The 19,028-nt window shown below is 57.1% G+C and carries 22 protein-coding genes; 4 read left to right on the top strand and 18 right to left on the bottom strand.

The features are described 5' to 3' along the window. Positions 1–67: 67 nt before the first annotated feature. Together QNN86_RS19930 and yjdP are read left to right on the top strand one after the other, a co-directional pair. On the top strand, positions 68–2,332 hold the full coding sequence (locus QNN86_RS19930) for an ATP-binding protein (protein WP_414212269.1): 2,265 nt from the start codon (positions 68–70) through the stop codon (positions 2,330–2,332). A gap of 69 nt (positions 2,333–2,401) precedes the next feature. After that, a complete protein-coding gene (yjdP, locus tag QNN86_RS19925; RefSeq protein ID WP_414212268.1) occupies positions 2,402–2,731 on the top strand; it encodes a DDRRRQL repeat protein YjdP in 330 nt (109 codons plus the stop codon). Here yjdP and QNN86_RS19920 read toward each other — a convergent pair. From QNN86_RS19920 to QNN86_RS19835, 18 genes are all read right to left on the bottom strand, one after another. Beyond that, positions 2,728–3,015, bottom strand: a complete 288-nt coding sequence (locus tag QNN86_RS19920; protein WP_414212267.1) for a type II toxin-antitoxin system RelE family toxin — start codon at positions 3,013–3,015, stop codon at positions 2,728–2,730. The genes yjdP and QNN86_RS19920 overlap by 4 nt on opposite strands. Further along, positions 3,012–3,263, bottom strand: a complete 252-nt coding sequence (locus QNN86_RS19915) for a type II toxin-antitoxin system Phd/YefM family antitoxin (RefSeq protein WP_414212266.1) — start codon at positions 3,261–3,263, stop codon at positions 3,012–3,014. The genes QNN86_RS19920 and QNN86_RS19915 overlap by 4 nt, the downstream gene beginning before the upstream one ends. Before the next feature lie 83 nt (positions 3,264–3,346). Continuing rightward, the gene (phnP, locus tag QNN86_RS19910) at positions 3,347–4,105 is read right to left on the bottom strand and encodes a phosphonate metabolism protein PhnP (protein WP_414212265.1); all 759 of its coding nucleotides are present in this window, start codon (positions 4,103–4,105) and stop codon (positions 3,347–3,349) included. An 8-nt stretch (positions 4,106–4,113) separates the two neighbouring features. Further along, complete coding sequence (gene phnO, locus QNN86_RS19905) at positions 4,114–4,548, bottom strand: aminoalkylphosphonate N-acetyltransferase (protein WP_182270586.1); 435 nt, start codon at positions 4,546–4,548, stop codon at positions 4,114–4,116. Next, entirely contained in the window at positions 4,535–5,089 is a 555-nt protein-coding gene (phnN, locus tag QNN86_RS19900) for a ribose 1,5-bisphosphokinase (protein WP_182270585.1), read from the bottom strand. Before phnN ends, phnO begins: the two co-directional genes overlap by 14 nt. A gap of 2 nt (positions 5,090–5,091) precedes the next feature. Beyond that, positions 5,092–6,228 carry an alpha-D-ribose 1-methylphosphonate 5-triphosphate diphosphatase gene (gene phnM / locus QNN86_RS19895; protein ID WP_182270584.1) on the bottom strand — a complete coding sequence of 379 codons (1,137 nt, stop codon included), beginning with the start codon at positions 6,226–6,228 and terminating at the stop codon, positions 5,092–5,094. Beyond that, a complete protein-coding gene (gene phnL / locus QNN86_RS19890) occupies positions 6,225–6,905 on the bottom strand; it encodes a phosphonate C-P lyase system protein PhnL (protein WP_414212264.1) in 681 nt (226 codons plus the stop codon). Before phnL ends, phnM begins: the two co-directional genes overlap by 4 nt. 106 nt (positions 6,906–7,011) lie before the next feature. Beyond that, positions 7,012–7,770 (bottom strand): phosphonate C-P lyase system protein PhnK, encoded by a 759-nt coding sequence (phnK, locus tag QNN86_RS19885; RefSeq protein WP_182270582.1) that lies wholly within the window; start codon positions 7,768–7,770, stop codon positions 7,012–7,014. Further along, entirely contained in the window at positions 7,767–8,558 is a 792-nt protein-coding gene (locus QNN86_RS19880; protein ID WP_279278129.1) for an alpha-D-ribose 1-methylphosphonate 5-phosphate C-P-lyase PhnJ, read from the bottom strand. Before QNN86_RS19880 ends, phnK begins: the two co-directional genes overlap by 4 nt. Before the next feature lie 46 nt (positions 8,559–8,604). Beyond that, complete coding sequence (locus QNN86_RS19875) at positions 8,605–9,672, bottom strand: carbon-phosphorus lyase complex subunit PhnI (RefSeq protein ID WP_414212263.1); 1,068 nt, start codon at positions 9,670–9,672, stop codon at positions 8,605–8,607. Beyond that, positions 9,672–10,268 (bottom strand): phosphonate C-P lyase system protein PhnH, encoded by a 597-nt coding sequence (gene phnH, locus QNN86_RS19870; protein ID WP_182270580.1) that lies wholly within the window; start codon positions 10,266–10,268, stop codon positions 9,672–9,674. Before phnH ends, QNN86_RS19875 begins: the two co-directional genes overlap by 1 nt. After that, the gene (phnG, locus tag QNN86_RS19865; protein WP_279277367.1) at positions 10,265–10,717 is read right to left on the bottom strand and encodes a phosphonate C-P lyase system protein PhnG; all 453 of its coding nucleotides are present in this window, start codon (positions 10,715–10,717) and stop codon (positions 10,265–10,267) included. The genes phnH and phnG overlap by 4 nt, the downstream gene beginning before the upstream one ends. Next, on the bottom strand, positions 10,718–11,443 hold the full coding sequence (gene phnF / locus QNN86_RS19860) for a phosphonate metabolism transcriptional regulator PhnF (RefSeq protein ID WP_414212262.1): 726 nt from the start codon (positions 11,441–11,443) through the stop codon (positions 10,718–10,720). It abuts the gene before it with no gap. A 20-nt stretch (positions 11,444–11,463) separates the two neighbouring features. Further along, the gene (gene phnE / locus QNN86_RS19855) at positions 11,464–12,243 is read right to left on the bottom strand and encodes a phosphonate ABC transporter, permease protein PhnE (protein ID WP_414212290.1); all 780 of its coding nucleotides are present in this window, start codon (positions 12,241–12,243) and stop codon (positions 11,464–11,466) included. Positions 12,244–12,347: 104 nt separating this feature from the next. After that, positions 12,348–13,364, bottom strand: coding sequence for a phosphonate ABC transporter substrate-binding protein (phnD, locus tag QNN86_RS19850; RefSeq protein ID WP_182270577.1), 1,017 nt, complete (start codon positions 13,362–13,364; stop codon positions 12,348–12,350). 23 nt (positions 13,365–13,387) lie between these two features. Further along, complete coding sequence (gene phnC / locus QNN86_RS19845) at positions 13,388–14,176, bottom strand: phosphonate ABC transporter ATP-binding protein (protein ID WP_117343576.1); 789 nt, start codon at positions 14,174–14,176, stop codon at positions 13,388–13,390. A gap of 132 nt (positions 14,177–14,308) precedes the next feature. Then, positions 14,309–14,758: a VOC family metalloprotein YjdN gene (gene yjdN / locus QNN86_RS19840; RefSeq protein WP_414212261.1), complete on the bottom strand. Its 450-nt coding sequence runs from the start codon at positions 14,756–14,758 to the stop codon at positions 14,309–14,311. 117 nt (positions 14,759–14,875) lie between these two features. Then, entirely contained in the window at positions 14,876–15,211 is a 336-nt protein-coding gene (locus QNN86_RS19835; protein ID WP_414212260.1) for a zinc ribbon domain-containing protein YjdM, read from the bottom strand. Positions 15,212–15,764: 553 nt separating this feature from the next. On the opposite strand from QNN86_RS19835, the gene crfC reads away from it, so the two are divergent. Both crfC and QNN86_RS19825 read left to right on the top strand, forming a co-directional pair. Continuing rightward, a complete protein-coding gene (gene crfC / locus QNN86_RS19830; protein ID WP_414212259.1) occupies positions 15,765–18,119 on the top strand; it encodes a clamp-binding protein CrfC in 2,355 nt (784 codons plus the stop codon). Further along, positions 18,116–19,009, top strand: coding sequence for a diguanylate cyclase regulator RdcB family protein (locus tag QNN86_RS19825; protein ID WP_414212258.1), 894 nt, complete (start codon positions 18,116–18,118; stop codon positions 19,007–19,009). Before crfC ends, QNN86_RS19825 begins: the two co-directional genes overlap by 4 nt. Positions 19,010–19,028 lie beyond the last annotated feature (19 nt).

Here is a 19,028-nt window from a genome sequence, read left to right as displayed (position 1 = left end):
TGTAAATGCAAAATGTCAGAAGCCGTTCATATTTGTCATATTGCGATTTTTCTTCATGGAGCGTGATATGCCGCAACCCGGACGTCACTTTTTCGCCAGTGCGCGCGGGCGATTGCTGTTCTTCAATCTGCTGGTGGTGGCGGTCACGCTGATGGTCAGCGGCGTGGCGGTGCTGGGGTTTCAGCACGCCAGCCAGATCCAGGAACAGGTGCAACAGCAAACCGTTGATGACATGACCGGCAGCATGAATCTGGCGCGCGACACGGCGAACGTGGCGACGGCGGCGGTGCGGCTCTCACAGGTAGTGGGCGCCCTGGAATATAAGGGGGAAGCGGAACGGCTGCAGGAGACCCAGCGCGCGCTGAAACAGTCGCTGGAACAGTTGGCCAGCGCCCCGCTGGCGCAGCAGGAACCGGGGCTGGTCGAGCGCATTATCCAGCGCAGTAACGAACTGCAAAGTAGTGTGGAAGGCATGCTACAACGCGGGCAGTTACGACATCTGGAACGTAACGCGCTGCTCAGTTCGCTGTACCAGAATCAAAGTTATTTACGCCATCTACAAAAACTCACCGGCGCGCAGGATGACGCGCTGCTGAGGCAGATGGACCGCCTAATCGTTGCCGCCATTGAAACGCCGACACCGCGCTCGGTAATCAAACAACTGGGCGGCGTGATGCCCGCGCTTGTTCTGCAAAACCCCAGCCAGTTGGTGAATCGTATTCTTGGCGACTTCAACCTGGAACTGCATAAGCTGGAGCCGCTGTCGTCCGCGCTGGAGCAGAGTGACCTGGCGATCAGCTGGTATATGTTCCATATCAAAGCGCTGGTGGCGATCCTCAATAGCGATATCAACCAGTATGTCTCACAGGTGGCGAGTATCTCCGAGCAGCGGGTGGCGCAAAGCCATCAGGAACTGCAGTCCGGCGTGCTGTTTATCATGATTTTTGCACTGCTGGCGGTGGTGATCACCGGCTTTGCCGGCTGGTATATCTACCGCAACTTAGGTTCGAACCTGACGGCTATCTCGCGGGCGATGACCCGGCTGGCGCATGGTGAGTCAGACGTCAGCGTGCCGGCTCTGCAGCGGCGCGATGAGCTGGGTGAGCTGGCGCGCGCCTTTAGCGTGTTTGCCCGCAATACAGCGTCGCTCGAGCACACCACCCGGCTGCTGAAAGAAAAAACCACGCAGATGGAAATCGACCGTACCGAGCGTCAGGGGCTGGAAGAAGCGCTGCTGCACAGCCAAAAGCTGAAGGCGGTGGGACAACTGACGGGCGGGCTCGCGCATGATTTCAATAACCTGCTGGCGGTGATTATCGGCAGCCTGGATTTGGTCAGTCCGGACTCGCCCGATGCGCCGCGTATCAACCGGGCGCTAAAAGCCGCCGAGCGCGGGGCGCTACTGACTCAGCGACTGCTGGCTTTTTCGCGCAAGCAATCGTTGCACCCACATGCGGTGGAGCTGAAAACGTTGCTGGAGAACCTGGGGGAGCTGATGCGCCATTCGCTACCGGCGACGATGACGCTGGAGATTGAAGCCCAGTCACCCGCCTGGCCGGCGTGGATCGACGTCAGCCAGCTGGAAAACGCCATTATTAATCTGGTGATGAACGCCCGTGACGCGATGGACGGGCAGGCGGGCACGATTAAAATTCGCAGCTGGAATCAGCGGGTCACACGCAGCGACGGACGCAAGCAGGACATGGTGATGCTGGAGGTAGCCGACCAGGGCTGTGGGATGTCGCAGGAGATCAAAGCGCAGGTCTTTGAACCGTTCTTCACCACCAAACAGACCGGCAGCGGCAGCGGACTGGGCCTGTCGATGGTGTACGGTTTTGTGCGTCAGTCCGGTGGTCGGGTGGAAATTGAGAGCGCGCCGGGGCAGGGAGCCACGGTCCGGTTACAGCTCCCGCGCGCCATTGTGCCGGTGCTGCCTCAGGACATCCCTGTGGTGGAACACGCGGCGAACAACGCTGAGAAGCTGGTGTTGGTGCTCGAAGATGAGGCCGATGTGCGCCAGACGTTGTGTGAGCAACTGCACCTGCTGGGTTATCTGACGTTAGAAGCCGCCAACGGCGAGCAGGCAATGCATCTGCTCGCCGCGTCATCAGAGATTGATATTCTGATCAGCGACCTCATGCTGCCCGGTGGATTAAGCGGCGTGGATGTGGTTAACCATGCGCTAAAGCATTACCCGCAGTTGAGTATATTGCTGATCAGCGGTCAGGATTTGCGTCCGGCACATAACCCGGCCCTGCCGGAGGTGGCGCTATTGCGAAAACCGTTTACCCGGGGGGAGCTGGCGCAGGCGCTGCGCCACTCGCGTAATTGAGATTCCTCCGCTACTCGCGAGCAGGCGCTTTGATTACCGTGGGGCGAGTTTCTTGATGAGGCTGGTTTTATGCAACGTACCCCGACGTTCTTTTTATTCAGTTTACTGATGTTGCCCGGTATTTCGGCACAGGCGGATATTATTGATGATGCTATCGGCAATATTCAACGCGCCGTCAGCGACGCCTATAAGCCTGATAATAATCGGGATTACGACGACTCGCGCGATGAAAGCTGGCAACGCCAGGTAAGCGACGATCGCCGCAGGCAGTATGACGATCGTCGTCGCCAGTTTGAAGACCGCCGTCGGCAGCTGGATGACCGCCAGCGTCGGCTCGATCAGGAACGGCGTCAGCTGGAAGATGAAGAACGTAGAATGGAAGACGATTACGATCGTTAACGTAGTCTTTCGCTGGCAAGATTATAAACTTCACTACGCTCGCGTTTACCGACGGCAACGACAGCGATGACCAGGGTGTCGTCAATAACTTGATAAACAAGACGGAACCTTGAAGTGCGTAGTTTGATTTTATAGCAATCTTTTATTCCCCTGAGCTTTGCGGAGGGGACATGCGGATTTTCACAGCATTTCTTGAGTTCTCTGGCAAACTGCTGCTGAATGGTTTTATCCAGTTTTTGCCATTCTTTCAGCGCATCTTCCCTGAACTTTACCGTATAACTCATAAATAACTGTCCAGATCAACATCCACCAGCGGCTGTTGGCTCCGTTCATGGACTAATTTAACCAGTTGCTGATCGTCCAGTGCATCTAGCATTTTTTCGTAAAGCGCAGCTGGAACACAATAAAAGGCGGGCTGGTTACGGTTCAGGATTGCGACCGGAAACCCATCACCTGCGCTAACAGTCGCCATCGGGTTCTTTTTCAGCTCACTCACGCTGGCGGTGGTATCGCTTAAAATGATATGCGGCATAATCACTCCTAAAGACCATTTAACTGGTCTTAATATAGGATGGGAAAGACCTGTTAACAAGTCTTATTATGACGTGTCACCGCTTAATCCAGCACAATCTCCATGCCGTCATACCCGGCTTCGATGCCTGTCGGTAGCGGATTATGCATTAGCCACTCGTCGAACTGATGGCTGATGTGGGTCAGAATCACCCGTGGGCAGCGGATAACGTCATTGAGCGCAATCACGGTATTTACATCGCAGTGATTGCGCGGTGGTTGCGTGCGCGGGGCATGGCTACAGTCGATGATCATCGCCTGCGGCTGATTGTTGCGCAGAAATTTCAGCGTTTTGTCGGGCAGCCCGGCGGTATCAGAGAGCCACGCCACGCGGCTGTGCGCGGTTTCCAGCAGATAGCCAAACGTCAGCTTTGAGTGGTTGAGCGGCAGCGGTGTCACCTGTAACCCCTGCAAATCAAACACCACAAACGGTTCGACGGTGTGGCTGAAGTCGAGAATGCCGGGATGCTTAAACAGATCGTCGCAGCCTTGTTCGTCCGGCGGCCCGTATACCGGGATCGTTTTTCCCACGCCCCAGCGCAGCGGAAACAGTCCCTGAACATGATCCATGTGGTAGTGAGTGAGCAGAAACTGGCGGAAGCTGCCCGCTGGCCAGTCGTCCATCAGGTGCGGGATCCCCGCGTCGAGCAGCGTCACGGCATGGTTGAATTTGACCACGCCGCTACAGTGGCGGCGGCGATATTGCGATTGGATACGCGCTCGCTGACAGGCGGGGCAGTCGCAGCCAAATGCCGGAACCAGCTGCGCGCCGCCGGTGCCCGTTAACGTAATGGTCAGACTCATGGCTCCCCCTATAACGGTTTGGTGAATCGAAAATGACTCTGTAAATAGCCTTCGCGCAGGTAAAAGCGGTGCGCATCGTGGCGTTGAATGCTGGTGGACAGCTCGGTCATTTCCGCGCCTGCTTCACGCGCCGTCTCTTCGGCCCAGGCCAGCAGCTGGCTGCCCACTTTTAGCCCGCGCGCCTGCGGCATCACCACTAATTCCTGGATCTCGCCGATCCAGTTGGCGTGGTGCAGATGAAATTGCAGATGCAAACCAATCATCCCGACGACCTGTCCGTCGAGCAGCGCCAACTGGTAGCGCATGTTGGGATCCTGCAGATTGGCCGCATACCCGGCACTAAAAGCCTCGAGGTCGAATTTTCCCTGCTTCAACTCGCAGATCAGCGCGTAAACCGCATCGACATCGTACAGCGTGGCGCGGCGTAATTCACAGGCAGACATGTTTCTTCTCCTTGCGTCCCATCAGTGTGAGCAATGTATCGACTGACTGTAGCAAACTTCCATCGTTATTGAGCGTGTGACAGCCAAACGGTGCGTAGCGGGCGGCACGTTCGAGGCGGGCGGCGATCTCCGTCTCGCTCTCGCGTCCACGTGCCTGCAGGCGCTGGCGTAAAATGTCCGGGGACACCTGCAGGCTGATGGGCAGCAAGGTGTCCTCATAGCGTGCTTGCGCCTGCGGCAGATGGGCGCGGGAGCCGTTGACCACCACATCAAAACCGGCGTGTAGCCAGAGGTCAATCTCCACGCCGACGCCGTAGTACAAGCCGTTGGCATGCCAGCTCAGCGCCAGCAGGTTCTGTCCGGCGCGGGTGAAAAACTCTTGTTCGCTCAGCGCAATATGGTTTTCATTCCCGGCGTTGGCGGCCCGGGTAATGTAACGATGCGCCACCAGCAGTTGCGCCTGTTCCTGCTGGCGGAGTTCGGCCAGCAGGCTGTCCTTACCGGAGCCGGACGGCCCCATCAGCCAGATCAGTTTTCCCATAGTCAGAACACCCTTTTTCCCTGCCGCCAGACGTGGTCGATATGCACGTGATCGCCTTTGCGGTGCGCCAGCACCAGATCCGCGCGTTTACCCTCGGCGATGACGCCGCGATCGTCGAGATTCAGCGCCCGCGCCGGATTACGGGTCACCAGATGAATCGCCTGCGCCAGCGTGAAACGGTTGGCATCGTCGTCTGCCACACGAAACGCTGCGTCGAGCAGGCTGGCCGGGTAGTAATCAGACGAGAGAATATCCAACAGCCCCAGTTCAGCCAGCTTATGTGCCGCGACGTTGCCGGAGTGCGAGCCGCCGCGCACGATATTGGGTGCGCCCATCAGCACGTTCATGCCGTGCTGGCGTGAAGCCTCTGCGGCTGCAAAGGTGGTGGGAAACTCGGCGATCACGCTGCCAAGTTGATGTGATTCGAGCACATGGTCATGGGTAGCGTCGTCGTGGCTTGCCAGCGCAATATGGCGTTCGCGACACATCTGCGCGATGGCCGTGCGGTTGGGCTGCGACCAGCGCGCCGCGAGGGCTAACTGCTCCTCTTCATAGCGGGCCATCTGCTCATCGGTGAGTGAATACTTGCCCTGATAATATTCCCGGTATTTTTCGCGGTTGGCGAACTGGCGCTGGCCCGGCGAGTGATCCATCAGTGAAACCAGCGTCACCGGTTCGCGCCCGACCAGTTTTTCAAACAGCGGCAGGGTGGTGTGATGCGGCAGTTCGCAGCGCAGGTGCAGGCGATGCTCGGCGCGGTTGACCCCGCGCTTCTGCGTTTCTTCCACCGCATTGATCATCTTTTCCAGATTTTCCAGGCGATCGCCGCCGTCGCGAACATCGCCAATCGCCACGGCATCCAGCACGGTGGTGATACCGCTGGCGACCATCAGCGCGTCATGGCTGCTCATCGCCGAATGCGCGGGCCAGTCCACCTTCGGGCGCGGAGTGAAGAATTTGTCGAGATTATCGGTATGCAGTTCGATAAGCCCCGGCAGCAGCCAGCCACCTTCGCCGTCCAGCGCCTCGGGCAGACGGCTCTGGCTTTCGGTAAAGGCGCGAATAACGCCGTCTTCCATTTCCAGCGATCCTTGCACCACCTCGTCGTCCAGCACCAGCTTTACATTGTTGATAATCATGCTGTTGTTCCCATCAGGTGCAAACGGTCCGCCACGCGCTCGCGAACGTTCTCATCGTGAAAAATACCGACAATTGCCGCGCCACGCGTTTTGGCTTCTTCAATCAGTGTCACCACGGCAGCGCTGTTTTTGGCGTCCAGCGACGCGGTGGGCTCATCGAGCAGTAAAATTGGGTAATCGACGATAAACCCGCGCGCAATGTTGACGCGCTGCTGCTCGCCGCCGGAAAAGGTCGACGGTGCGAGATGCCACAGTTGTTCTGGTACGTTCAGACGTTCCAGCAGGCGCGCCGCTTTCGCCGCACACACGTCGCGGGAGACGCCCAGATCCAGCAGCGGTTGCATCACCACGTCCAGCGCCGAGACCCTGGGGATCACGCGCAGGAACTGGCTGACCCAGCCGATGGTGGAACGGCGCACTTCCAGCACTTTACGCGCCGGAGCCTGCACCAGATCCACCCACTCGTCGCCGTGCTGAATATGAATATGGCCGGTGTCCGGCAGATAGTTGGCGTACAGCGAACGCAGCAGCGTTGATTTTCCGCTGCCCGAGTGGCCGTGCAGCACCACGCATTCGCCGTTGTTGACCCCAAGGGAGGCATTTTTCAGCACCGGCAGGCGCACGCCGTTTTGCTGGTGGAGCACAAAGGTTTTACTGACATTTTCTACGCGGATCATGTTGGCCTCGTGGTTCGGGATGCCGGGTGGCGGCTACGCCTTACCCGGCCTACAGGTGCGCTGTTCGTAGGCCGGGTAAGCGCAGCGCCACCCGGCAACAGCAACCTCAATTTTGCAAAACGGATGACACCAGCAACTGGGTGTACGGATGATGCGGATCGTCGAGCACGCGGTCGGTTAATCCACTTTCCACCACCTGGCCCTGTTTCATCACCAGTAAACGGTCTGCCAGCAGGCGCGCCACGCCCAAATCATGGGTGACAATCACCACCGCTAAATCCAGTTCCACCACCAGGCCACGTAGCAGGTCCAGCAGTTTGGCCTGCACCGAGACGTCCAGCCCGCCGGTCGGTTCATCCATAAATACCAGCCTGGGATGGGTGACGAGGTTGCGGGCAATCTGTAAACGTTGCTGCATGCCGCCGGAGAAGGTGGTCGGCAGATCGTCGATGCGTGAGGCGGGAATTTCGACGTCGGTCAGCCAGCGCTGCGCGGTGGCGCGGATGTCGCCATAGTGGCGTGCGCCGGTGGCCATCAGGCGTTCGCCGATATTACCGCCCGCCGAAACCTGACGGCGCAAGCCGTCCATCGGGTGCTGATGTACCACACCCCATTCGGTGCGCAGCAGGCGGCGACGGTCGGCTTCGCTCATGCCGTACAGCGAACGGTTTTGATACAAAATCTCGCCAGATTGCGGCGTCAGGCGCGAGGAAATCGACTTCAGCAGGGTCGTTTTGCCGGAGCCGGACTCGCCCACAATGCCCAGCACTTCGCCAGGCCACAGGTCAAAAGAGACATCGCTGAAGCCTTTGCCCGGCGCGTAGAGATGGGTCAGGTTATTGACGGAAAGCAGCGGTTGCGTCATTGGCTTAGTGCCTCGCTCTGTTGGCGGCAGTAGTCGGTGTCGGAGCAGACAAACATCCGTTTGCCGCTGTCGTCGAGCACCACTTCGTCGAGATAGCTGTGCGTTGAACCGCAGATGGCGCAGGGCTCATCCCAGCTCTGTACGGTAAACGGGTGATCGTCGAAATCGAGGCTTTCGACTTGGGTATACGGCGGCACGGCGTAGATACGTTTTTCGCGCCCGGCTCCGAACAGTTGCAGGGCGGGCATCCTGTCCATTTTTGGGTTGTCGAATTTCGGGATCGGCGACGGATCCATCACATAGCGTCCGTTAACTTTGACCGGATAGGCGTAGGTGGTGGCGATATGGCCGAAGCGGGCGATATCCTCATACAGCTTCACCTGCATCACGCCGTACTCTTCCAGCGCGTGCATGGTGCGGGTTTCCGTTTCGCGCGGTTCGATAAAGCGCAGCGGCTCGGGGATCGGCACCTGGAAAATAATAATTTGATCTTCCGTGAGCGGTGTTTCCGGGATGCGGTGACGGGTCTGAATAAGCGTCGCGTCGCAGGTCGCGTCGGTGGTGTTAACCCCGGTCACGTGCCTGAAGAAGTTGCGAATGGACACCGCATTGGTGGTGTCATCCGCGCCCTGGTCGATGACCTTCAGTACGTCAGCTTCACCTATCACGCTGGCGGTAAGCTGAATACCGCCGGTGCCCCAGCCGTAGGGCATGGGCATTTCACGCCCGCCGAACGGCACCTGGTACCCCGGAATGGCGACCGCTTTCAGCAGTGCCCGGCGGATCATGCGTTTCGTTTGTTCATCGAGATAAGCAAAGTTGTAGCCGGAAAGATTAGCGGTCACGGACGGCCTCCTGTTGCAGGCGTTTGAGCAGTTCCAGCTCGGCCTGGAAATCGACGTAGTGGGGGAGTTTGAGGTGCGAAACAAAACCCGCCGCCTCGACGTTATCCGCATGCGCCAGCACGAACTCTTCGTCCTGCGCCGGTCCCGTGACCGTTTCATCGTAGTCGGGTGCCTGTAGGGCGCGGTCTACCAGCGCCATTGCCATCGCTTTGCGTTCGCTCATGCCGAACACCAGCCCGTAGCCGCGGGTAAAATGGGGAGAGTCATTTTCTGGCGCGACAAAGCCGTTCACCATTTCGCATTCGGTCATCAGCAGTTCGCCGACGTTTACCGCAAATCCCAGCTCTTCCGGTACTATTTCCAGCGCCACATAGCCGCTGCGGATCTCGGCGGCAAACGGGTGATTGCGCCCGTAGCCGCGCTGGGTGGAGTAAGCCAGCGCCAGCAGATACCCTTCGTCGCCGCGCATTAGCTGTTGCAGGCGCGAGGCGCGCGAGCAGGGGTACACCGGCGGCGTGCGGGTGATGTCATCGGGCTGAGCGCCGTCGTCCTCTTCGTGCTTCGCCAGCCCCTGATTTTCCAGCAGGGAGAAGACGTGCGGGGCGGCGTCCTGTTCACTCTCCGCGGCGCGCAGCGGCGGCGTCTCGCCGTTGGCCAGCAGAGTGAAATCAAGCAGGCGGTGGGTATAGTCGTAAGTTGAACCCAGCAACTGCCCGCCGGGAATATCCTTGTAGACGGCGGAAATACGCCGTTCCAGGCGCATCTCTGCGCTGTTGACCGGCTCGCTCACCGCCAGTTTTGCCAGCGTCGTGCGGTAAGCGCGTAGCAAAAAGATGGCTTCAATGTTGTCGCCGCTGGCCTGCTTGAGCGCCAGTGCCGCCAGTTCACGGTCGGCGATACCGCCTTCAGTCATGACCCGGTCAACGGCGAGGTTCATCTGCTGTTCGATTTGCGCCACGCTCAGTTCGGCAATGTGCGCATCGCCTCGGCGTCGGTTATCCTGCAGTGCGTGGGCGTTGGCTATTGCCTTCTCGCCCCCTTTGACGGCAACGTACATCAGCACACCTCCACGTGGGTGGTTCGCGGAATAGCCAGCAGCCGTTCGCCGCAGGTGAGGATCAGATCAATCCCCAGCGGGAACGGATGCGGGCGCTCGGTCAGTTCATGAATCAGGCATTCCGGTAACTGCGGGGCGATCATCCGTTCTTCGGCGATACCGGCCCCGGTCAGGCGCAGCATGCGTCCGCCGCTTAAGCCTGCGATCTGCACAATCAGGGTGGCGCTGGTCTCTGGTGCCACGGCGGAACCGGAAGAGAGGGCGTTGAGCTGTTCGCTGCTAATACGGTTATCGGCGATGGCAAAGGCGGCCTGTTGCGGCTGTTCTACCAGTGGGGCATTGGTGTGAAAACGCAGGTTCTGTCGGGCAATATCGTTATCCATCGAGGGGGCCAGCCACACCGGGGTATCACCGTCAACCAGGGTCAGCAGCACGCTGGTGGTTGCCAGACCCAGCGGCTGCCAGCCGTGTTTCAGCTGATGCAGGGCGACAATTACGCCCGGCTCGCTCATGGCTTTCAGCAGGCGACGAAAGCACTGCTGCGCATCCTGGACGGGTAAGTTAAAGGCGGTCTGTAGTGCCGTAGATCGTGTCATGCGTTATCTCCGCGTACCAGCGTGAAGAAGTCGACCCGGCTGGCGTTGACTTCGGCACGGCGTGCGCTAATCAGCGCATCGCGTTCCGCTTCCAGCGGGGCAATTAAGGTTTCCATTAGGTTGTGGAAATGCGTTTGTTCCTGCAGCAGCGCGTCAATCACCGCGCACTGCTCGGCGTGGGGTTTGTTGCGTCCCAGCAGGTAGCTATAACCCAGCGTGCCGCTCTTCAGGCGTACCACTGCGCGTGTAAGCGTGGTATCACCGGCAAAAAAACGGTTGCCGGTGCCGCCCATGCGGGCCTGGATCTGCATCAGCCCGCTTTCCGGTGCACGGATCAGTTCATAGTCCGGCGTCAGTTTCAGCGCGTTGATGCGCGCATTCAGGTCTTCAGCGTTGCTGTAAGCCAGCGCGCGCATCCAGCGCTGGCGGGTGGCGATATCGAAATGCATTCAGTGCTCCATGGTGAATTCGATCATGTCGGCGCGGGTCAGGCTGACGGAGTATTCCGCCGCATGTTCTTTGCCTTCACGGTGGTTCAGGGTGCGCACACACAGCAGCGGCGCCATGTTGGGGATTTCCAGCACCTTGCTCTCTTTGGCCTGTGCGCGGCGGGCGCTGATGCGCGTCTGTGTGCGCTTAAGCACCAGACCCGACTGCTCGCGCAGGTAGTCATGCAGCGAGCCGTGGTTAAAGCCTTGCAGTAGAGGCCAGAGGGTGAGGTCAGAAAAATAGTGGTCGATAAGACAGAGCGCGATGCCGTTCACCCGGCGCAGAGTGCGCAAATGGATGACGTTGTCGCCCTCGGTGACGCCGAGCGCGTCGGCAATATGGCTGGAGGCTGGGCGCAGCACCGCCAGCAGTTTTTCGCTGGTGGGATGACTGCCCTGGTCCAGCAGGTTCTGACTGAAGCGCGCCTGGGCATTCAGCGGGTAATCGAACGGGCGCATCAGCACCAGCACGCCGATACCCTGACGGCGCTGTACCCAGCCGCGTTCGACCAACTGGTCAATGGCGCGGCGCAGCGTGTGGCGGTTAACCTCATAGCGGGCGGCAAGCTGATGTTCGGCCGGTAGGTAGTCACCGCAGCGATAATGTTGACGAAGCTCCTGCTCAAGTCTGGCGGCAATTTCCTGATAACGCGTCGGATAACTGGTCGGATGTGTAGACAAGTGCATAGCAATCAATGCCTCGCTGATTAGATGAAGTGCTTACGCAAACGCTGAGAGAGGAAATCCAGCAGGCTGACGGTGACGATGATTAACACCATCAGGGCGCAGGTTTGCTGGAACTGAAAGCCGCGAATCGCCTCCCATAACGTCACGCCGATGCCGCCTGCGCCAACCATGCCGACCACCGTGGCGGAGCGGACATTGGACTCAAAGCGGTACAGCGAGTAGGAGATGAGTAGCGGCATGACCTGCGGCAGCACGCCGTAGAGGATCTCTTCAATTTTGTTAGCACCCGTGGCGCGAATGCCTTCGACCGGACCCGGCTCAATGGCTTCTACCGCCTCGGAAAGTAGCTTGGAGAGCACCCCGGTGGTGTGGATAAACAGCGCCATCACTCCGGCGAACGGCCCGAGACCGACCGCAACCACAAACAGCATGGCGAAGACCATTTCGTTGATGGCGCGACAGGCGTCCATCAGGCGACGCATCGGCTGGTAAATCCACCACGGCACGAGGTTGTCGGCGCACATCAGGCCGAAAGGAATCGACAGCACCACGGCGAGGGCGGTTCCCCAGACGGCGATTTGCAGGGTGACGGCCATTTCGCTGAGATAGTCCTGCCACTGGCTGAAGTCCGGCGGGAAGAAGTCGGCGGCGAAGGTCGCCATATTGCCGGAATCCTCGATCAGCGTGAGCGGTGCCATTTCGGCCCCTTTCCACGACACGATCAGCACGGCGAGAAGAAGGGCCCAGCTCAGCAGCGAGAACCAGCTACGCTTGGGCGGGGCGACGGTGATGGTTTGCATGTTTAGCTCCGTGCGTCGGTTATTGCCGGATGGCGGCGCTTGCGCCTTATCCGGCCTACGATGTCCTGTAGGCCCGGTAAGCGAAGCGCCACCGGGCATCAGGCTTACTGCACCGCTTTGGTGACGCTGGTCATGGCACCCAGCGCGGCGGTCAGGCGGTCAAGGTCATCCAGTTGCGCCTTAATCACCGAGGTTTTGCTGGTTTTCTCTTCCGCGTTCAGGCCCTTGTTGTCCTTCACGCCCTGCATCTCTTTAAACAGCGCCAGCTGGCGAATCGGTACCAGTTGCAGATCGCTGGAGGCGCGGAACGGCGCCCAGCCCAGGCGTTCCAGCGTGGCTTTCTCTTCCGGCGTTTTGCCGTAATTCATGAAGAAGTCGTACACCTTGTCTTTGGTGGTTTCGGAGAGATTTTTGCGCCAGACGATCGGATCGCCTGGGATCAGCGGTGACTTCCAGATAACCTTCAGCGCTTTCAATTTTTCCGGTGCAGAGGTTTTTAACTTGTCGAGGTTTTCTGTGTTGTTGGTAGCGACATCGACCTGTTTGTTGGCAACGGCCAGGGCGTTGGTTTCATGCCCGGCGTTAACGGTGCGCTTGAAGTCGCTGGCAGCAATGTTGTTTTTTGCGAAGACGTAGTAACCAGGGACGAGGTAGCCCGAGGTGGAGTTTGGATCGCCGTTGCCGAAGGTGAGATCCTTACGTTTGGCGATCAGATCGTTCAGATTGTTGATCGGACTGTCTTTATTGACGATCAATACGCTCCAGTAACCCGGCGATCCGTCTGCCGCGACGGTCTGGGCGAAGACCTGTCCATTGGCGCGATCCACCGCTTCCATCGCCGAGAGGTTGCCGTACCAGGCGATATCGACTTTGTTAAAGCGCATGCCCTGGATGATCCCGGCGTAGTCCGGGGCGAAGAAGGCATTGACTTTGACGCCCAGCGATTTTTCCATGTCCTTCAGGAACGGTTCCCACTGTGGCTTCAGGTTTTGCTGTGATTCGGTCGAAATAATGCCAAAGTTCAGCGCTTTTTCCTGTTCTTCGGCATATGCCGGGCTTAAGAAGGTGCTGAGACTAAACATGCTGGTGAAGGCCAGCGCGGCAACTGTCTTATAACTCATTTCCATTCCTCATTGTGGGGATGTCAGGCAGCCTGTGCGTTCTGGTCGACGCGGTTCATGCTGCGGTAGAGATGGTCAAAACGATCGTTATCAAACTGTTGGCTGCTGCCGTCGTAGAAGACGTGTCCCTGGCGCAGCGCAACAATGCGTTCGCAGTAGCGCAGGGCGTAATCCACCTGATGCAGCGTGACCACGACGGTGATGCCGTCGGTCTGGTTAATGTCGCGCAGGGTGTCCATCACGATGCGTGCAGATTCCGGGTCCAGCGAGGCAATCGGCTCATCGGCGAGGATCACTTTTGCCTGTTGCATCAGGGCGCGGGCGATGGCGACGCGCTGCTGCTGTCCGCCGGAGAGCGTAGAAACGCGCTGATAGGCAAAGTGCGCCATGCCAACGCGGGTCAGCGCCTGTAACGCCCGTTGCTTCTGCTGTGGCGTAAACCAGCTAAAACAGGTGCGCCAGAACGGCGTGCTGCCGAGCGCGCCAATCAGCACGTTCTCCAGCACGGTGAGACGGTTCACCAGATTGAACTGTTGGAAGATATAGCCCGTGTGGGCACGGCTTTTGCGGATGTCACGCGCCAGTCGGCCTTCACGTTGTACCGTGCGGCCTAATAGCTCGACGTGGCTACCTGGCGATTTATCACCGGTAATCAACCCGCTTAAATGACGTAAAAGGGTGGATTTGCCGGAACCTGATGGCCCAAGCAGAGCCACCATCTCACCGGAATGGATAGTCAGATCAACCGCATTCAGCGCCTGATGATGATTGAATGATTTGGAGAGTTTCTCGACGCGAATAACCGTTTGCATGATGCGGCCTCCCTAAAAAAGTGGCCCCATCGTGGCGGATTAATGTGACATTTTCGTTAAGGGATGGTTACTCGAAGATGAAGAGTTGAGCGATATTTGATGACAGTACGGGAGGACAAGCCTCCCGTAGGATTACTCCGTGGGGGGCTGCTGCTGTTTGACGACGTTGATCATCCACGGCACACCGTACTGGTCGGTGACTTTACCGAAACCGTGCGCCCAGAATGTTTCCTGCCAGTCCATTTCGATTTGACCTGTTGCTGCCAGGTTGTCAAACCAGCGCTTCCCTTCGTTGACATCCTGCGTGTCGAGGACCAGCGTGAAGCCGGAGTAATGGGCTTTTCCCGTCGCGACGCCGTCGCTCATCATGATGTCGCTGCCCGCAACGCGCAGGTTGGCGTGGGCGATGGCGGTATCAGGGAATTTGATTCCAGAAGGGCAACCCTCTTCACTGTCCTGCGCCGACTGGGGCATTTCACCGAAGTTGATTTTGTAGAGCAGTTCTGCGCCCAGCGTCTGTTGGTAGTACGCAATGGCGTCAGCGCAGTTGCCTGCAAAAGAGATGTAGGGACTTAACGACATGATCTTTACCTCAGGTAAAAGAAGCCCGTTAAGTGTAGTTAGCGTAGGCCTGGTAAGCGAAGCGCCACCGGGCAATAAAAGCCGGATGGCGACTAACGCCTTATCCGGCCAACAAAATTAGTTCTTTTTCACAAACTCGGATTTCAGTTTCATCGGGCCGAATCCATCAATCTTGCAATCGATGTTGTGGTCGCCTTCCACCAGGCGGATGTTTTTCACTTTGGTACCGATCTTCAGCATGGAAGAGCTACCTTTGACCTTCAGATCTTTCACGACGATTACGCTGTCGCCGTCGGCCAGCAGGTTACCGTTAGCGTCTTTCACGATCAGTTCGTCGCTGTCATGCGCGGGTTCAGCATCGTTCCATTCGTGAGCGCATTCCGGGCAGATGAACATGCCGTTATCTTCGTAGGTGTATTCGGAGTTGCATTGTGGGCAGTGTGGTAATGACATGTGGATTTCCTCAAAAGTCAGCAGGGGCAAAAGCGCCCAAAAAATGGCAGATTGCCGAAAAAGGCCGCAATTATACATAAAATCCCTGCGGTTGTCGGGACTACTGTCTGACTAAGCTCTGAGGCACGGCGCAGATAAAGGTCTCAATACCTGTACTTTCCACTACTTGCACGTTTGGCGGAATATTTTTTAAGGGAAATTGCTCCGCTTTGTTATTTAAGTTAAGGTGAGGCGAACCACCTAATATTCATCGGTATCATGACTTGTCAGCCAAGCTGAGTTATTGTGAGTGGATACCGCATACCCCTTAATTTAGGTAGGGGGATTAAGCTGGCATTTTTTAAAACTGAACTACTCTGTTTATCTTCCTTGCTTATTACAGTAAGGGAGAGGCATCAGGCCAACGGTTATAAAATAAAATTTATTCTAATAATATCAATTGGTTGTTTTGATTTTAATTATTTCTACACGTAATGATAAAAGCCGAAAGTCCATAAATAAAAAGATTTGGCTAAATAAAAGTAAGATTATTTGCGTTAAGGAAGAATTTTCCATGTACACACAGACAATATATGAATTAAGTCAGGAAGCTGAACGCTTGCTGATGCTCTCTCTTGACCATCTCAGGCAGTTGCAAAAATTGCCGACGACGTCGTTGGATGATGTCGCGCTGAAAAAAGGTGAGCATAGCGGGCACGTACAGCCCCTGCATTTCACTGCGCGTGGCATGGATGTCCAGCAAGCAACGCTCAATAATGAGCTACGGAAGGTCACGCGTCTGGAAATGGTACTGGCCATTGTCGGCACGATGAAAGCGGGAAAGTCGACGACGATTAATGCGATTGTGGGGACGGAAGTGTTACCCAATCGTAATCGTCCGATGACGGCCCTGCCGACGCTGATCCGCCATACGCCAGGCCAGAAAGATCCGGTGTTGTATTTTTCTCATGTCGCGCCGATTGATGCCTTAATGAAAACCTTGCAGCAGCGTGTGCGCGAGTGCGATCGCCAGTCTCTTAGCCATGAGCTGGAAATTGATAAAGATATGAATACGCTGCTGCTGCGTATTGAAAACGGTGTGGCGTTCGAGCGCACCTATTTAGGTGCCGAACCTATTTTCCAGTGCCTCAAGAGCCTGAACGATCTGGTGCGTCTGTCAAAAGCGCTGGAGGTTGATTTTCCTTTTTCTGCGTACGCCGCCATTGAGCATATTCCGGTGATTGAGGTTGAGTTTGTGCATTTGGCCGGGCAGGCAAATTATCCGGGGCAGTTAACCCTGCTGGATACGCCGGGGCCGAATGAAGCCGGACAGCCGCACTTACAAAAGATGCTGAAGGAACAGCTGGCGCGGGCGTCTGCGGTACTGGCGGTGATGGACTATACCCAACTGAAGTCGATTTCGGATGAGGAAGTGCGCCAGGCGATCACCGCGGTGGGTAAATCGGTACCGCTGTATGCCCTGGTCAATAAATTCGATCAAAAAGACCGTAATAGCGATGATGAAGAGCAGGTGCGGGCGCTGATTTCTGGCACGTTGATGAAGGGCGGTATTACGCCTGAGCGTATTTATCCGGTGTCTTCCATGTGGGGGTATCTGGCGAACCGCGCACGTCATGAACTGATGACTCACGGGCGGCTGCCGGATCACCAGCAACAACGTTGGGTACAGGATTTTGCCGAAGCGGCGCTGGGTCGGCGTTGGCGTACCGCCGATCTGGATGATACCGAGCATATTCGGCATGCTGCCGATTTACTGTGGCAAGACTCGCTGTTTGAGCAGCCGATTCAGAATGTTATTTATGCCGCCTACGCGAATGCCTCGCTCTATGCGCTCCGCTCCGCGTCCCATAAGCTGTTGAACTATGCGCAAAGCGCACACGAATACCTTGAGTTTCGCTATCACGGATTAACGGTCGCGTGTGACAAGCTGCAGCTGAACATCGACCATATTGAAGAGGATATGCAGCAGATCCAGGTGGGTCAGGAGCAGGTCAGCGATGAGGTTAAACACGAAGTTGATTTGGCACTGGAGGCGACCACCGCGTTTCTCAATCAGCAGCAGGCTGAGATCCTGGGCAGTATCGATAGGCTGTTTGAAAAAGAAAGCGTGCTGAGGATGTCACGACACGGTATGGGATCGGGCGTTGCGGCGGCGGAAATGGCCGGAGAAGTGCTGGTGCTGCATGATGAAGGGCAAGCGAAAATTGTGTTAGATAAAATTCGTTCCGCCTGTGAAGTCGTCCTGCTGGCGGCACAGGAGAGTATCAGCCGCGATTTAGCCCTGCGCTTTGAGCAACTTGAGTCGACGTTGTCGCGGGCGTTAAATGACGCCATACGACCTATTGAGCAGCGGGTGAAAGAGGAGTTGAGCCATGCCGGATTCCGTGCCCGGATCCGCTTTCCGGCGTTTCATTCGGCGATGTTTAACTTCAATACCCGCCAGTTGTTTAACGAAGCGATTGAGCAGGATACGCCGTTGGATGAAGGCACATCCTCCGCAGGCGGAGTGCGGGATACGTTCTCACGTTGGCTGAATCAGCCGAACTGGGGATGGAATGATGATGTCGCCGCAAAAACGCGGTACCTGATTGATATCAACGCACTGCACAACAGCCTTGGGCAGTACGTTACGCTGTTTTGCCAACAAATTCGTAAAGCTTTAGTGGCGCAGGTCGATATTTCTGTTACGGCTGGCATGGCGACGTTTTTTGCCGATTTCTCGCTGTGTCTGACGCAATTGCAGGCGAGCCTGCGTGAGAGTCTGATCCTGCGTCAGCAAAATGAATCTGCTGTGAGCGCATTGAGTGAACAACTGCAGCACCGTATTACGATTGCGTCATGGATTTATGAAGACTCCCGTTTGCTACGTGATGATATCCATACCCTTTTTGCAGCTGAGCATACATGACTAACGTGTTACTGGAAGGCCCCGGGCGGGCGCTGGAGTGCGTCTACCCAAAGTTTATGGTCGATCTGGTTCAGGGAGATGAAACCAAACGTTCCGGCGGTTTTCTGCAACAGCAGCAGCGTCTGCGCGCGCGCCTGACGCAGGAAGTGTTATCCCAGACACAGCTGCGGGCGTGGGTTCTGGCGGGCGTCTCCAGCGAGAATCTGATGATGCGCCTGAAGCTGGTGGAAAAACTGGCGAGCATGATTGACCCCGGTCATCTGGCGCTGGTGCGTATTACCGAAGGATTGGCGTTCCTGCAAGAGACGGAACGTCCGCGCGGGCAATCCACGCCCGGCATTATGCAGCAGATCAATACGCTCTCCAGCTGGTTTAGCCAACGCAGTGCTTATAAAGAGAAGGCGCTGACGCAGCGCGGGCTGACCGTTCAGGCGGGTGAACACAGCGAACAAATTTTTACCCGTTGGCGGGCGGGGGCGTATGACGGCTGGTCGCTGCCGGGGCGTTGTTTTGTCGCGCTGGAAGAGCTGCGCTGGGGCGCGTTTGGTGATGCTTGTCGGCTGGGCAATGCCGATGTGGTGGCGATGCTCAAAGATAATCTACGCATTATGGCGACCCAGGCGCTGGCGCACAGTGTGAATGCCGCACCCACCACGCGTCATTATTATCATCAATGGCTCAGTTCACCTCCCGCAGGGGGATCACGCGAGCATAACGATATGCTGAGTTGGTTGGGCGACTGGTGTGATATGGAGCAGCATCCGGTGAGCGGGTCGGTGACGCAGCGTTGGCAAAATGTGGCGCTGGGGATGCCGCGACTGTGTTCGGCGAAGCGACTGGTGGATGCGATGGTTGAGGAGATTTTTGCACCGTCCCCTCGCAGAGGCTGAGAAGGGACGGTGAGTACGC

Source organism: Citrobacter sp. C348 (genome assembly GCF_047467975.1).
GTDB classification, from domain to species: domain Bacteria; phylum Pseudomonadota; class Gammaproteobacteria; order Enterobacterales; family Enterobacteriaceae; genus Citrobacter; species Citrobacter gillenii.
The sequence above is the reverse complement of the archived record's forward strand: the minus strand, read 5'-3'. Positions and strand labels throughout refer to the sequence as shown.